The following is a 14,018-nucleotide window of genomic DNA, read 5'->3' as shown; positions in this document are numbered from 1 at the left end:
CGCTAGCTCCTTTTTGGTCGAATCCTATGAAATTTTTGCGAGTGTTTCTTGTTGATGTTCACGGATGAGAAAGCGTATGTAGTCGACTGTTGTATCTTTCACCTTTTTGGCTTCTTCCAAAGTCGCGAAGCTGTACTCAGCATGATCTGTGCTTTCGTACTTCTTCAGCTCTTCATAATTCATTCCAAGTGTGGAGAAGTTATAAACCAGTTCGTAGGGTGTCTTAATATCCACATTTTTCACGAAAATATCTTTGGAAAAGAATGAGCCTTGTTTCTCCACTTTAAAAATCACACGAAACGGCTTGTCTTTATCCGACACAAAGCACTTGATAACAACGTCGATTTCCATCGTTTTATAATCCACAGCGTTCGTAGGTTCCTGCTTTGGTGTATGCATCCATTTCTTCAAAAAACCCAGCACAAGATTCCCTCCCCAATAACGACATGAATATAACTCATATTGTAGCGGATACACCAACAATTGACAATCCAAAAAATGGTTATTTTTGCAATAAAAAATAATATTCCTTCTCATTTATGAGGCAGTACCTATCTCCCCAAGTGATTTTTTAGCATCTTTCTTCCTATAATTCCAAATAATAATCAGACAAAGCACACCAGTTAACACGCCACAACAGACGAAAGCCCCATTCGCACCATATCGATCTGCGACAAAACCAGCAAATATGCTTCCTATCGGCGTAGAGCCCGCGAATACAAGTGAATACACACTCATTACCCGCGCTCGATACTCCTCTTTGGCATGCATCTGAAGGGAAGAATTACTATTCGTTGCAAATATGATGTTGAAAAATCCAGTTAAAGCTAACAATCCACCGCAGACCCAAACGGAAGTGCTTAGTCCATTTAAGACCAAACAAACCGCAACGACTAAACTAGCAATAATACTTAATTTCAGCATTGGCCCTTGCTTACTGCGAAAAGACATCGTAAGAGCCCCCGCGAAAGAACCCACACCTAGGCATGACATTAACGTGCCATACGTCGTCTCTCCCATGTGCAGCACACTTTTAGTAAAAACCGGAATCAGTACATTAAAATTAAAAGCTAGCGTGCCGATCACAGTTACGATCAGGACAGTCTGTGCTAGCAAAGGATCTCTCGTAATGTAGACAATTCCATCTTTTATTTCCTTCATCATGCCGTCGCGCGAGCTCTTCTTCCGAACATAAGGTGCTGCTTGAATATGAAACAATCCATACAGAACAGCCAGAAAGCTAACCCCATTAAGCAAAAAGCACCATCCAGCACCCAGCCAAGCCATCATCACCGCACCAATCGCTGGACCAACGATTCTTGCCATGTTAAATGTCGTTGAATTGAGAGCTATGGCATTCATGAGATCTTCTTTTCCCACGATTTCTATATTAAACGACTGTCTCGTTGGCATATCCAGCGTATTATTAAGTCCAAGCAGCAGCGCTAGCACAATGATATAGCTGTACTTTACCGTATCCGTTAAGACGAGTATAGCCAATGTAAAAGCTAGAATCATCGCGACCGTTTGCGTAACAAGCAGGATGTTCTTCTTTGGAAACTTATCAACGATGATGCCTGCAAATAAGGAAAATAAGAGAATTGGGAGGAACTGACATGCCGCAACAATCCCAAGTTTAAGAGGCGAGCCAGTGATCGTAAGAACGAGCCAAGACTGCCCAATATTTTGCATCCACGTTCCAATGAGCGAGACACACTGACCTAACCAAAGATACCGATAATTACGATGCGTTAAAGCATGAAAATGCTTATCGATAAACAGCGAACTTGCAAGCTTCATATTCATGACTCCACCTGCTCCTCTGCGAAACGGGACGCATTATCTCCCATTTTCTCCAAAATAGTCAAAGCCAGCTGCTTCTCCTCATCCGTTAAACCAAACGTTAGACGTTCTCGCCAGTCCGTTAGCACCTTCCGCACATCCCCCTTAATCAGCAGTGCCTTCTCGGTCAGATGAACTTCGTTGCATCTCTTATCTTTTTGACTGACCGTGCGGGTTATGTAGCCTTGATCTTCTAACTTTTTAAGCGCTTTTGCTGTCGTACCTTTATCAATCTTCAAATAATCCGCTAACTCTTCTTGCGTAAGACCATCCTCTTTATACAGTGCGTTGATGAAAATATGCTGCCCTCTCCCGATGTCGTATTTCTTCAAATGCTCTCCAATATACATCTGTCCGTAACGGTAAATGAGTGAGACCCACCTTGGTATCGAATTTCTGTTTTCGATCATAATCATGCCTCCTCTGTTTGAACAAAATTGTAGTGATTTTCCGAATCGTTGCACTTGCTACTATTTTATCATACGCCTGTTTAGTTGCATGTGCAACTAATTTTCGGGCCTATTTTATACCCACCCAACACCCAACTCCCAACACTCTAAACCTAAAAAATATAGCCTACTTTGCTGCAGGCTGCTTACTAAATTGCTGCTATATCAGTGAGTTTTAGCTGGAATAGGTAACTCCGAGGCATTAAGCATGTTTTTCATCTCTAACGAGACTTGAATTCAATTTTTCATGCGTTTAACGATGAAAAACATCGTCTCAGACCATCTCTTTAGTCAAAATACGTAAAAGTGCCATCTTTAAGGATGATTTTCATCACTATGAGGGCAAAATTGGTCTTCTACCTTACTTTAGCGATGAAAAACATCGCTAAAGTGAGGTAGAGAAGTCCCGTCAGGGCCGTTCAGCAATCTCCGAACAGTCGGGCAATAGTGAGTAATGAAGCATACATGAATAAGCTCCGAAAACGCTCCTATTTCTAGACTTGACTGAAATAAGAGCGTTTTCAGAGCCTATCGTTACGAGAACCCTAACAAGGCTGGAACTTGCGTCCTGCCTAGCAGGACAAAAAAAGAGCGAACACCCAACAGCATACGCTGTGTGGGTGCTCGCTCTTTATGTCCTAGAGAAACTTGATGCAAACCGGCCGCGATACCGCTACCGTTTGCCCTGTTTCACGCAGCATTCCAGTTTCCGCATCAATGCGGAATACCGTAATGCTGTTCGAGTCCTGGTTCGCCGCGAGGAGGAACTCCCCCTGCGGCGACAGGGCAAAGTTCCGCGGCGTCCGCCCGAGCGTCGCCTGCCAACCCACGACCGACAGCGTGCCGCTTTGTCGGTCAACCCCATAAACCGCGATACTGTCGTGTCCGCGGTTAGATGCATACACATAGCGGCCATCCTCAGAGAGGTGGATGTCCGCGCATGTGCTCTCGCCGCTGAAGCCTTCCGGCAGCGTCGAAATGCTCTGCAGCGCGGTCAGAACTCCCGCGTCTGCCTCATAGCCCAGCACAGTAACTGTGCTGTCCAACTCATTGATCGCGTACACGTACCGACTGTCCGCGCTATAAACCAAATGCCGCGGGCCTGCGCCCGGCTTCATCGCCGCATCGCCATGCGGCAGAAGTAAGCCGCTCTCCGCGTCGATGCTGCTAACCACCAGCCGATCGAGGCCAAGATCGGCTGAAATTACATACCGATTGTTCGGTGCCGGAACAATCGAGTGCGCATGCGGAGCCTCTTGGCGATCCGCACGCGGCCCCAATGGGCCTTCGTGTTTCACCAACTGTGCATGCTCACCAAGCCGCCCGTCCGCTTCTACCGGATAAACGGTCACGCTGCCGCTTGAGTAATTCGCTACATAGACCGTTCGGTTAGTCTTGTTCAAGCTGACATAACAAGGAGCAGATCCGTCGGTAGGCTGCTGATTCAACTTCTCCAGCCTCCCAGTGCCGGCTTCTACCGCATAAGCGGCCGCGGAGCCTCCAAAACGACCGTTGTACGTTGCTGTCTCACTCACCGCATACAATATCGTCCGTGCATCATTCAGAGCAAGGAACGAAGCATTTGGCAAATCAGAGTACGATTCCACCAACCTCATTTCTCCGCTCAAAGGATTGAACGCATACAATGAAATCCCATTTGTATTGCGCTCATCTGTATAGGAACCCACATAGACAAACAATTCTTTCTGTTCTCCTACTGACATTGGCAACCAACCTCCATGATAGCGATTTTTGCTATAAATATTGACACTTCTACAATGCTCATTTCCTACTTGCTCTCACAAATCCCGCTTTACTAATCTCGTACTTGACCTCATTAGTCATGTCTTACTATTCTCGTACTTAATCTCATAAACCTACTCTCACATTTCCCTACTTAATCTCATAATCCTGCTTTCTTTGCTTTACTACCTACCCGCACCTTACGCCAAACCGCAGTTACAACCATCGCAATCACCGCCCCATACAGAGCAAGCTCCATATCGTGGTGCGTATCCCATGGATCACCTTGTGTTCCGAGGAACAACGTTCCAATCTCAGGAGCCACAAGCAGCGCCACCCACATTTCAATTAGCTCATAAAAAGCCCCCATTGCCAAAACGATGACACAGGTAATCACATAAAGCCATTTACTGCTTAGCCGCGTCCATGAACTCATCGCTTCCCGAATCGGATAGGCGAGCAGCAATCCAAAGCTGAAATGTACCAAACGGTCATAATCATCACGTTCCGAGTTTAAAATTAGCTTCAACCAAACATCCACCCAGTTCTCGTTATACGAATAATGAGCCCCAAACGTATGCAGCACCAGGAATAAAGCAATCCATGCATAAGACAGATTTGTAAATGAAAAAAACTTATATGTACTTACAAGTCCAATTAGCGCAGCCCAAATCAGTAGATTTTCCAGTACCCAGTCATACCTGCTGTAAGGCTCCACCGCCAGCCAAATCCATATCCCTACGTACAGAACGATCATCAATTGCAAAAACCAATTTTTAGTGAATGAAATGGTCTGCATGGTTTAGTCCCCCTTGTTATTTCCTATAAACTCAGGTTACCTCGCCACTATCTTTTCCAAAAGTACTAACTTCAACTAGTACCTTCTTAAGACGTATTGAACAAGTCATATTTCACTTCCGAAAAGTTATGAATCATTTGCTCTTCCGCAGCTATGTTTCCAGTTCTTTTATCAATCACTTTGCGCCAAATCTCATTTTCACGATAGTTCCGGCCCTCTTTCGCAAGAAAACGGTGGTTTCTCTCCTCGATATGATAAGCATGCGGTAAAAGCACGTCACAATGAACAGAGCCTTTCAAATGCTCATCCGTCAGCCACAACCGGAACTGGAAAGTATGCTGGGTAGGATTATAAATGCGCAGGTCTATATAATTGTAAAATACACTCGCTCCGCTCCCAAAAGGCAGAACTCGATGATCATCCGGAAATGGATCAAAGCTATGGTGATGCCGCTCCACGACTTGAAGTGGGGTATGCAAAGCCATCCAAAACAGTAAATTGCCCAACTGGCATATCCCGCCTCCGACACCTCGCTTCACACCACCTTGCGATAACAGCAGGCCCTCGATGTAGCCTTTAGCCGACGTAGTTTTCCCAACTAATTTCCAGAAGGAAAAGGTTTCCCCCGGTCGAATCACAATGCCGTCCATACGTCCAACGCTGATCCGCAGATTTGTAATTTTGTTTTCTTGTAAAATAGGATCGGAAGAACCGAGCTTTCTTCGCAGTAAGGATTGGTGCTTTTTGCACGTATAGGGAAGTGAATGGACAACTCTATGCTTAGCGTAGGTAATCGATGGATTCAAATTCAAGAAATGCCGTTTAAGTCTCAACTGAACAATTCGCAAGCGATAAAGTACGGGAAACAAGCTTAGTAACTTTTGCTTCATCCCATTCACCTTCCTTTTTCAACCAAAATAGGTTCACCCTTCAAGTAAATAGTTCACTAATTAAGATGTTCCATCCATCGATTTGGTTCAATGACTGAAGGTGTAATTTTCCTAAGGACGAAGCTCGTAAAAGATCGGCGTTACCCCACTACCTTCATATACATGCAAAATATGGTTCTTATATTCCTTCATCTCAGACAACGTCGCGATCAAGAAAGCGTGAGAGGCAATTTCTGCACCTTCACCTGTCCCTGTCCCTATCTCTGCTTTACTACGCCCATCCCTCACCTTTTCCAAAGTAACATAAGCAAACCGCCCCCAAGGCGCAGCAGTAAATCCCACATGCGGATCAATCCAGTAACGGATCTGAAGTCCATGAAACCAAGCCATTTTCAAGGCCTGCTCGGCAAAAGCGCCCGTTCCATAAAGATGAACGGCACTTACGCCATCCTCTTTGACCCTTTGGATCGTCTCAAACAGCATCGCCTGGCTGCCGAACCCATCTTTAAGCCGCAAATAGAATTTATATAAATAATACGGAAATCGTCTGGTGACAAGACCCTGCGGCCAATTCGCATTCAAAATCGAGGGCCCATAGTTACAGCTATTCAAAAATGCTTCTGGCCCTTGTACGAACCATTCTTCGGCCACATCTTCACAAATCGGTGCAATGTACTCGGTACAGAAATTATCCTGATGCGTCAAATCCCCCAACAATCTGGCTTCCTCAGGCCTCGGCATATCGAGAACACGGTGCAGCGGCTTGCTCCACTCCACTGGCTGTAAGGATGCGCGCTGCAATCGCCCCTCTTTCTGCTGCAGCAGATAGGCATAGTAACCTTGGAACGCCAATGCCCCTTCTTGACACGCCCGTTTCATCGCGTACTCTTCGTCCGTACGTTTCAGTTCTGCCGTAATCGGTCTGATTTGACTGAGCTCATTTTCAGCATAACGCAGCGTCGAACCAAAATCGCCCATCATGAGCTCCTCCAAAAAGGCTGGCGTCCTTGCAATACGTTTCCCTTCATCACTTCCCCCGCTGCCCGAGCGCAGCATACTACGGATATCCATACCACGCATGCTCAACTCATCCAGCCGATTCGCGCCAACAGCAAGCAAATGCATCATCTGTGGCTTATGTCCCGCTAAGCTTACGATTTTTTCTAATGCTTTCTGAATGGTTCCATGAAAGCCAATATCGACCGTTACTAGCCGTTCAGGCTGACCAAATTCTTGCTTCAAATAACTTACAAAAAGCTGCCTATGCCGCTGCACAGACGCCAAAATTTTAGTTTGTATGGGTGCACTTCGTAGAAAACCACCAACTTGATCATAGATTGAGCTTCCATTTTCACCTATTATATACTTGCAATTCTCAATTCTTTCTTCCAAAAATGGTTCGAAATGAACGCCTTCCTCGCTGATATCGAGTACCTCGAATAGCTCGCCTATTTTCAAACCGTGAATGCTTAGTAAAAGCGCTAGCTCATTATCACCAAAGCTCTCCAGTCCCGCCAATAAAGTAGCTTGTCTGGAAACATAGATCGGCTTTATCTGGAGGTCAACACCTCGAATATGCGCAGCATTTTCAAGCATTGGCGCTAACAAATAAGCTTCTCTCATTAAAGGATGTACAGTCCGGATGCCCTCAACCACGCATTGATCAATGACCCACTCACACAGGGCTTGCAAGAACGGTCCTATTACACTGGTACCCATCTTATAAAATACTCGGTCCAGCTCGCCCATTCCAACCGTCTTATCCGAGGCTTCTGCTAACTTCCGCAGGGATTTCCATTCCGGCAATACATGTCCGTGTCTAACATATTCCCAATGATGCAAGCTCTCGAAATGTTCAGGAACGACGTTGTAGTGTACGCTCCTTATCTCTTCTTTGGAGGCACCTTCCACATCTGCGGCTATATTATCGCCAATATGTACAATAGCGTGACTCTCTATCTGTGGGTAAAGTTCCTTCAACCGGGCGAATAAATGTCCCGATGACTTCCCTTCATGCTCCTCCGAAGAAACAAGCAGCGTATCCACACTTGATAAATCTAGACCTGCTGATGCAAGAATCCAGCGCAGCTGCGCTAAGGATAAATACATATCCGATAACAGCGCTACCGGAATCTGCTTGCTTTTACAAGCAGCTAACAATGACGCCACATGCGGATTCACATAGCAAACTTCCGCCTCGGTCTCGACTTCTATCTGAGCCATCTTGTCCCTGATACAGACCCCTTCCGGCATCTCAGCATAAATGAGTTCCAAAGTGACCTCGCCAAAGCCCGTCACGGCAGCTTGCCGATCACGAGCATTGTTCTCAGCACGAATCCGCATCTCTTTAAAAGCTGCCGACGATATGGAGGCCTTCAGGCTGCCAACACGGTGTGCTTTTTCAGCAACAAGAACAAAAACGTCTGAGGGATTCGCACAAATGCGAAATAATAGCGTGTCGAAAATATCCAAACTGAGCAGCTCAATAGCGTCGATTTCGCCAATCAAACCGCTTAGAAAGCGATCCTTTTTCCATAAATGAATATCAGATGAGCTTATAATTGTATGCGGTACCTCCAGCATTAGGAACCTCCTTAGAGTTTTCGAAGAAAACTAGCCTCTTAAGCATAATCTTAGAGTTTTTATTACTTATATTTGAGAAGTACACCAAAATTGAGGTAAGCTTAAAATACCATAATTCGGAGGTGCGCTTTTTCATGTCCTATCAGCCGTTAGTGTCCATCATTATCCCTACGTATAATCGCCAAATTGAACTCGCTGAGCTCGCAGAATCATTATACCGCCAAACGTACAAAAACCTGCAAATCATCATCGTTAACGATTGCGGCCCCTCCGTCGATTTCATTCAGGAATTATACCCGGAGCTGGCTATTCAGATCGTTAATATGCCGCAAAACTTGAAGCATGTTCATGCGCGCAACCGCGGATTGCAAGAGGTGAAAGGCGACTACATCATGCTCTGTGATGACGACGATCTGCTGCTCCCGATCCATATCGAGCGTATGCTGCAAGAAATTGAAGGCTATGATCTCGTCTATCCAGACGTAGAAATTTTCGATTACGTTTATGAAAACAACGCCCGTTCCATCACAGATCGGTTCGTTTTTGCTTATGAATTCGATGTGCCTGCGATGCGCAGGTTTTCGACTTTCTTTTCTTCTGGCTGTATATTTCGTCCTGAGGTTATCAACGCTTTGGGCGCTTTTGACACGGACGTATTTCATTATTGGGACTGGGATTTCTTCTTACGAGCGGCTGAACAATTCCGCGTGAAACGTGCGCCAATCGCCAGTGTACTCTATGCATTTTCGCAGCAAGGCAGCAGCAACATGTCGGGTCAATTAGACAATATGCGTCCCTTTCTGGACATGCTCTCGGCCAAGCATCAACTCGGTGAATTGCCTACAAAAAACTTCTTCCTCCTGCTGGAAGAACCGGAAGTGAAAGCGCGCCAAGCGGTGACCGAAATCATTTGGGATGGAAAACCGATTCGTTCTCGCCTATCCAAATAAGCTTTTGGCATAAAAGCTTCGAAACTCGCTAGGCGTCATTCCTTCATGCTCTTGAAACCGCTGATTGAAATAACTCGCGCTGGAATAACCTGATTCCTTGGCGATATCTTTGATCGGCCAGTTCTCCTTTTCAATTAAGCGCTGCTTAGCAAATTGAATGCGGCAAAGTGTAATGAAGGAGAGCGGTGTCATCGACATGGCTTTCCGAAATAGTTTGCAGAAATAGTATGTGCTTACGCCTGTGAGCTCCGCCCATTCTTCCAAGATGAACGGTTCACAGGCTCTTTGCTGCATCGAGGGAAGTAAGGCGAGAATGCGATCCACGGACTCCATCCCGCGATTTCCCGTTAAAGGCGCCGCATAGCTCATGAATTCGCACAATATCTTATACGTCAGCGTCGAGAGATTCGTTGTCCGAAGAATGTTATTCGTCTCCGCCTCTAGCAGCAGCTCATGAAATGCTTCTTCAAGCTCATTCCATCGCTTTAACGTCCACAAGGTACGTAGAAATCCTCGTTCCAGCATAAACTCCTTTACATGATTGCCATAAAAATGAAACCACCGGACATCCCAAGGATCTTCCTTCGAGCAGTAGTATTTTTGTTCTTGGTACGGAAAATACAGAAAAGCATCCCCTTTTTGAATGGGATACTGCTCCCCCTCAATTTCGACGTACCCTTTACCTGAAACGATGAAATGCAAGCTGAAGGTTTCACATAACCCTTCGGGACGATAGACAGAATGACTGGGGAAATCACGATACCAGCCAACAGATTCTGGAAAAATGAAATAAGAAGATTGCTGCAGCCTTGGCAGCATGACTTGCCTTTGCATCTTTACGCCTCCTCTTCTAATGACAATATTCCGATACTTGGTGCAATATATTATCATATTCATTTTAAATAACTCGTTTTATAATAACAATATACCGTTATCAACTATTTTACAAAAGGAGAAGTGCTGTAATGACAAAGCTTCGTTGGGGAATTTTAGGTTGCGCTAATATTGCGATTAGGGCTTGTATTCCTGGTATCAAGCAGTCTCAAACTGGCATTGTAAGCGCTATTGCCAGCCGCAATTTGCAGAAGTCACAGGAAACTGCAGCTAAGCTAGATATTCCTAAGGCTTACGGCAGTTATGAAGAATTAATCGAGGACCCAGATATTGATGCCTTATACATACCGCTTCCGAACCATCTGCACAAAGAGTGGACGATTCGTGCTGCCCAGGCTGGTAAGCATGTTCTGTGTGAGAAGCCAGCTTCTCTTACAGCAGATGATGTTCAAGAAATGGTCACGGCATGCGAACAAGCAGGGGTGCAGTTTGCCGAAGCCTTCATGTATAGACACCATCCACGGTACGAGCGGATCAAAGCCATTATGGACTCCGGTGAAATCGGTGATATTCGCGGAATTCATGGTGTTTTTACCTTCTGTAATCCAGGTGATAGCAAAAATGTTCGCTTCGTACGCGAATGGGGGGGCGGCGCACTCTATGACGTAGGCTGTTATCCATTGAGCGCAGCTAGAATGCTCTTAGGCAGAGAACCAGAAGCTGTAACTACCCATGCTTTCTTCTCACCTGAGCATGACGACGTCGATATGATGATGTCCGGTTTAGTTGAATTTAGCGGCAATGTCGCGCTAACCTTTGACTGCGGGATGTGGGCGGCTTTCCGAAATAATGTTGAAGTGCTAGGCACGCTGGGACGCATTGAAATCCCTTCGGCTTTTGTAACGCCAACTGAAGAATCTGGTCACTTTAACGTATTTGTAGGAAATGACCAGCGCGTAGAAGAGGTTCCATTCCTGAACCAATACTCCCTGCAAGCGGACGACATGGCTTATGCTGCTTGGGGTGAGAAATCACCTCGCTTCCCAGCGAGTGATGCTATTAGCAACATGAAAGTGATTGATGCGTGTCTGAAGTCAGCTAGAGAGCGCTCGCGAATTGTGATTAATCAATAATCATTCATAAAAAGAAAGCAGGGATGATATCATATGAAGCACATTCAGATTAAAGGATTAGATAAACCAGTATCCAAACTGATCATGGGATCCGACTTTTTTAGACTGGATAATGGTCAAGAAGTCAGCGATATCCTCGGGCATTATCTATCTATCGGCGGAAATACGATTGACACAGCCTTCATCTATTGTGGCGGCCAGAGTGAGCAAGCGCTTGGGATTTGGCTGGATGAAATGGGTAATCGAGATGACATCAATATCTTTACCAAGGGCGCACATCATGATGCTAGCGGGCCCAGAGTGAACGCGGAAGCAATTCGCAGTGACCTGTTCACCAGTCTCGAGAGACTTCGCACTGATTATATTGATCTCTATGCGCTTCATCGTGATGATCCGACAACACCAGTTGGCGTTATCCTCGAAGCGCTGAATGAACATGTGGAAGCTGGAAGAATCCGCGCTTTTGGCGGGTCCAACTGGACACATGAACGTCTGCAAGAAGCAGCCGATTATGCCGAGAAGCATGATCTAATCGGTTTCAGCTTCAGCAGCCCTAACCTTAGCCTCGCCAAAGCAAACGAGCCATTCTGGGCCGGCTGCGTATCGACTGATGAAGAGGCGCTGCGCTGGCATGAAGCCAAGCAGTTTCCGCTGCTGTCCTGGTCTTCGCAGGCACGCGGATTTTTCACTGGACGGTTCACACCGGAGAACCGTGACAACGCCGACCTCGTCCGCGTCTTCTACAGCGACGAGAACTGGACGCGGCTGCGCCGCGCCGAACAGCTGGCGCAGGAAAAAGGCGTCAGCGCGATCCAAATCGCGCTCGCCTATGTGCTGAGCCAGCCGTTCCCGGCATGCGCGCTCATTGGCCCGCGCAGCGAAGCCGAAATGCTCTCATGCCGTGACGGCGCGCAGCTTGTGCTGACTCCGCAGGAGTTGGCATGGCTTGATCTGACGGCAGCGACTGTGTAACAGCTGCGCATCCTTTGCGGCACCGCTTGTGTGCCGCTTGAAGCCCCCGGCCTGTATTGGGCCGGGGGTTTTGTGTGTTTTGTGTTAAGCCCAAACGATGGATATCAGCCGCTCACCCCTCCAGACTCTCAAACTACTCACTATCCACTACCGCCTACCCACTGTCAGCTACTTTAAAGCTATAAATCATCGCTACCGCAACAAATTTCGCATTCACATATACTTTAGCGATGTAATTCAACGTTAACGCAACCCATGACAACCAAACTACCCACTTCCAGCTACTTTAAAGCTATAAATCATCGATACCGCAACAAATTTCGCATTCACATTCACTTTAGCAATGTAATTCATCGTTAACACAACCCATGACAACCATACTACCCACTTCCAGCTACTTTAAAGCTATAAATCATCGCTACCGCAACAAATTTCGCATTCACACTCACTTTAGCGATGTAAATCATCGCTAAAGTAACACATGACAACAACAACTACTCACATAAGAGTCTCTAGAGACTGCTATTATTGCTTTTCTGGCACTTTCCACTCAAATAGGAGTCTCTGGGGACTCTTATTTAGCAAATTGAGCTTAAATTGGATTAAATCTGAGCAAATAAGAGTCTCTAGAGACTGCTATTATTGCTTTTCTGGCACTTTCCACTCAAATAGAAGTCTCTAGCATCCCTTATGCGGTGGATCACGCTCCGCTCCTCCAATCTTCGACGCCATCCAATGGACGGCTTATCCGTTGACATGATAAGATATAAGAAAGCGTTACCTACAGGAAGAATAAGGATCTGCTTTAGGAGGTACCATGGGAAAGACAGACATTCGCCGCGATGCGATTATGCAAGCCATTAAAGATAAAGGTTCCATTGCCTTGACCGATATCGTCAAGCAGTTTGCTGTATCCGAAGCAACGGCTAGGCGGGATCTTGAGATACTCGAACAAGAAAAGCGCTGCATCCGCACCTTTGGAGGCGCCGTGCTTGAAAGCTTGAAGGTCGAAGTCCCTTTTTTCAACAAAATGGACCTCTACACGGATGAGAAGAAAGAAATCGCCGACAAGGCGCTGCGTTACATTGAGGATGGCGATATTATCGGTTTAACCGGTGGTACGACAACCACATTTATCGCGAAAAAGCTTAACCAATTCAAGAACCTTACCGTAATCACGAATGCGGTTAATATCGCCTATGAACTGATCGGAACGCCAGGGCTTCAGCTCATTCTTACGGGTGGCGTGATTCGCACCCAAACTTTCGAGCTATCGGGACCACTCGCCAATGCAACGTTAGAAAATCTCAGCATTCGCAAAACTTTCATGGGTGTGGACGGTGTCTCGTTATCCCGCGGCATGATGATCTATAATGAGCTGGAAGCCGAGACCAATCGGCGCATGATGAAGCAGTCCATGGAAACTTACCTCGTTGCCGATCATTCCAAGTTCAGCCGCAGCTCCCTGTTTGTGATAGGGGAAGTCCAAGAAACCATCGGAATTATCAGCGATTCTGCCATAACACAGGAAATGAAGGCAGCCTTTAAAGATGCTGGAGCTCCATTTTTATAAAAAAATAAAACGGAGCATCTCGGGTTCATTCCTCCCGTAATGCTCCGTTTCTCTTTTAGCAGCAGCGATTAATTTTGCCGCTTTCATAACGTTCGTAAAGGGAAAGCATGTAAAATTCTTTTTCAGTCATTGGTGTATCATTGGGATGATGATCCTGTTGATGCTTCAAGTATCTTTCATAGTCCGGTATATTGAAAATGACCTTGATTGTCGTGCTGACCTTGTTTGTAAAGCTTGTTATTTTTTTCAT

At 46.0% G+C, this 14,018-nt stretch carries 13 protein-coding genes; 4 read left to right on the top strand and 9 right to left on the bottom strand.

The features are described 5' to 3' along the window. Nucleotides 1-24: 24 nt before the first annotated feature. From GC102_RS36540 to GC102_RS36510, 7 genes are all read right to left on the bottom strand, one after another. Nucleotides 25-423 carry a hypothetical protein gene (locus GC102_RS36540; RefSeq protein WP_056836124.1) on the bottom strand — a complete coding sequence of 133 codons (399 nt, stop codon included), beginning with the start codon at nt 421-423 and terminating at the stop codon, nt 25-27. Between the two features lie 114 nt (nt 424-537). Then, the gene (locus GC102_RS36535) at nt 538-1,806 is read right to left on the bottom strand and encodes an MFS transporter (RefSeq protein ID WP_171693839.1); all 1,269 of its coding nucleotides are present in this window, start codon (nt 1,804-1,806) and stop codon (nt 538-540) included. Beyond that, nucleotides 1,803-2,252, bottom strand: a complete 450-nt coding sequence (locus tag GC102_RS36530) for a MarR family winged helix-turn-helix transcriptional regulator (RefSeq protein WP_171693838.1) — start codon at nt 2,250-2,252, stop codon at nt 1,803-1,805. Before GC102_RS36530 ends, GC102_RS36535 begins: the two co-directional genes overlap by 4 nt. Before the next feature lie 677 nt (nt 2,253-2,929). Next, nucleotides 2,930-4,015, bottom strand: a complete 1,086-nt coding sequence (locus tag GC102_RS36525) for a lactonase family protein (protein ID WP_171693837.1) — start codon at nt 4,013-4,015, stop codon at nt 2,930-2,932. 179 nt (nt 4,016-4,194) lie between these two features. Next, complete coding sequence (locus tag GC102_RS36520) at nt 4,195-4,833, bottom strand: DUF2238 domain-containing protein (protein ID WP_171693836.1); 639 nt, start codon at nt 4,831-4,833, stop codon at nt 4,195-4,197. Between the two features lie 86 nt (nt 4,834-4,919). Then, complete coding sequence (locus GC102_RS36515; protein WP_171693835.1) at nt 4,920-5,723, bottom strand: VanW family protein; 804 nt, start codon at nt 5,721-5,723, stop codon at nt 4,920-4,922. A gap of 111 nt (nt 5,724-5,834) precedes the next feature. Further along, nucleotides 5,835-8,306, bottom strand: a complete 2,472-nt coding sequence (locus GC102_RS36510) for an HAD family hydrolase (protein ID WP_171693834.1) — start codon at nt 8,304-8,306, stop codon at nt 5,835-5,837. A gap of 134 nt (nt 8,307-8,440) precedes the next feature. On the opposite strand from GC102_RS36510, the gene GC102_RS36505 reads away from it, so the two are divergent. Beyond that, on the top strand, nt 8,441-9,256 hold the full coding sequence (locus GC102_RS36505; RefSeq protein ID WP_171693833.1) for a glycosyltransferase family 2 protein: 816 nt from the start codon (nt 8,441-8,443) through the stop codon (nt 9,254-9,256). Here the strand turns inward: GC102_RS36505 and GC102_RS36500 are convergent. After that, the gene (locus tag GC102_RS36500; RefSeq protein WP_171693832.1) at nt 9,245-10,090 is read right to left on the bottom strand and encodes a helix-turn-helix transcriptional regulator; all 846 of its coding nucleotides are present in this window, start codon (nt 10,088-10,090) and stop codon (nt 9,245-9,247) included. The genes GC102_RS36505 and GC102_RS36500 overlap by 12 nt on opposite strands. A gap of 131 nt (nt 10,091-10,221) precedes the next feature. Between GC102_RS36500 and GC102_RS36495 the strand changes: the two genes are divergently transcribed. The 3 genes from GC102_RS36495 to GC102_RS36485 all read left to right on the top strand — a co-directional run bounded on the left by GC102_RS36495 (nt 10,222) and on the right by GC102_RS36485 (nt 13,768). Further along, a complete protein-coding gene (locus GC102_RS36495) occupies nt 10,222-11,223 on the top strand; it encodes a Gfo/Idh/MocA family protein (protein ID WP_171693831.1) in 1,002 nt (333 codons plus the stop codon). Between the two features lie 33 nt (nt 11,224-11,256). After that, nucleotides 11,257-12,195 (top strand): aldo/keto reductase, encoded by a 939-nt coding sequence (locus tag GC102_RS36490; protein WP_171693830.1) that lies wholly within the window; start codon nt 11,257-11,259, stop codon nt 12,193-12,195. 817 nt (nt 12,196-13,012) lie between these two features. After that, nucleotides 13,013-13,768, top strand: a complete 756-nt coding sequence (locus GC102_RS36485; protein WP_171693829.1) for a DeoR/GlpR family DNA-binding transcription regulator — start codon at nt 13,013-13,015, stop codon at nt 13,766-13,768. A 55-nt stretch (nt 13,769-13,823) separates the two neighbouring features. On the opposite strand, the gene GC102_RS36480 is transcribed toward GC102_RS36485, so the two are convergent. Further along, nucleotides 13,824-14,018 (bottom strand): CstA-like transporter-associated (seleno)protein, encoded by a 195-nt coding sequence (locus GC102_RS36480; RefSeq protein WP_171693828.1) that lies wholly within the window; start codon nt 14,016-14,018, stop codon nt 13,824-13,826.

It is taken from the genome of Paenibacillus germinis (assembly GCF_013141785.1).
Classification (GTDB): Bacteria; Bacillota; Bacilli; order Paenibacillales; family NBRC-103111; genus Paenibacillus_E; species Paenibacillus_E phytorum.
The sequence above is the reverse complement of the archived record's forward strand: the minus strand, read 5'-3'. Positions and strand labels throughout refer to the sequence as shown.

What these genes read in the sequence shown, in the direction of transcription:
- GC102_RS36535 (WP_171693839.1), bottom strand. Translation starts at nt 1,806, where the DNA reads ATGAATATGAAGCTTGCAAGTTCGCTGTTTATCGATAAGCATTTTCAT.
- GC102_RS36530 (WP_171693838.1), bottom strand. Translation starts at nt 2,252, where the DNA reads ATGATCGAAAACAGAAATTCGATACCAAGGTGGGTCTCACTCATTTAC.
- GC102_RS36525 (WP_171693837.1), bottom strand. Translation starts at nt 4,015, where the DNA reads ATGTCAGTAGGAGAACAGAAAGAATTGTTTGTCTATGTGGGTTCCTAT.
- GC102_RS36520 (WP_171693836.1), bottom strand. Translation starts at nt 4,833, where the DNA reads ATGCAGACCATTTCATTCACTAAAAATTGGTTTTTGCAATTGATGATC.
- GC102_RS36515 (WP_171693835.1), bottom strand. Translation starts at nt 5,723, where the DNA reads ATGAAGCAAAAGTTACTAAGCTTGTTTCCCGTACTTTATCGCTTGCGA.
- GC102_RS36510 (WP_171693834.1), bottom strand. Translation starts at nt 8,306, where the DNA reads ATGCTGGAGGTACCGCATACAATTATAAGCTCATCTGATATTCATTTA.
- GC102_RS36505 (WP_171693833.1), top strand. Translation starts at nt 8,441, where the DNA reads ATGTCCTATCAGCCGTTAGTGTCCATCATTATCCCTACGTATAATCGC.
- GC102_RS36500 (WP_171693832.1), bottom strand. Translation starts at nt 10,090, where the DNA reads ATGCAAAGGCAAGTCATGCTGCCAAGGCTGCAGCAATCTTCTTATTTC.
- GC102_RS36495 (WP_171693831.1), top strand. Translation starts at nt 10,222, where the DNA reads ATGACAAAGCTTCGTTGGGGAATTTTAGGTTGCGCTAATATTGCGATT.
- GC102_RS36490 (WP_171693830.1), top strand. Translation starts at nt 11,257, where the DNA reads ATGAAGCACATTCAGATTAAAGGATTAGATAAACCAGTATCCAAACTG.
- GC102_RS36485 (WP_171693829.1), top strand. Translation starts at nt 13,013, where the DNA reads ATGGGAAAGACAGACATTCGCCGCGATGCGATTATGCAAGCCATTAAA.
- GC102_RS36480 (WP_171693828.1), bottom strand. Translation starts at nt 14,018, where the DNA reads ATGAAAAAAATAACAAGCTTTACAAACAAGGTCAGCACGACAATCAAG.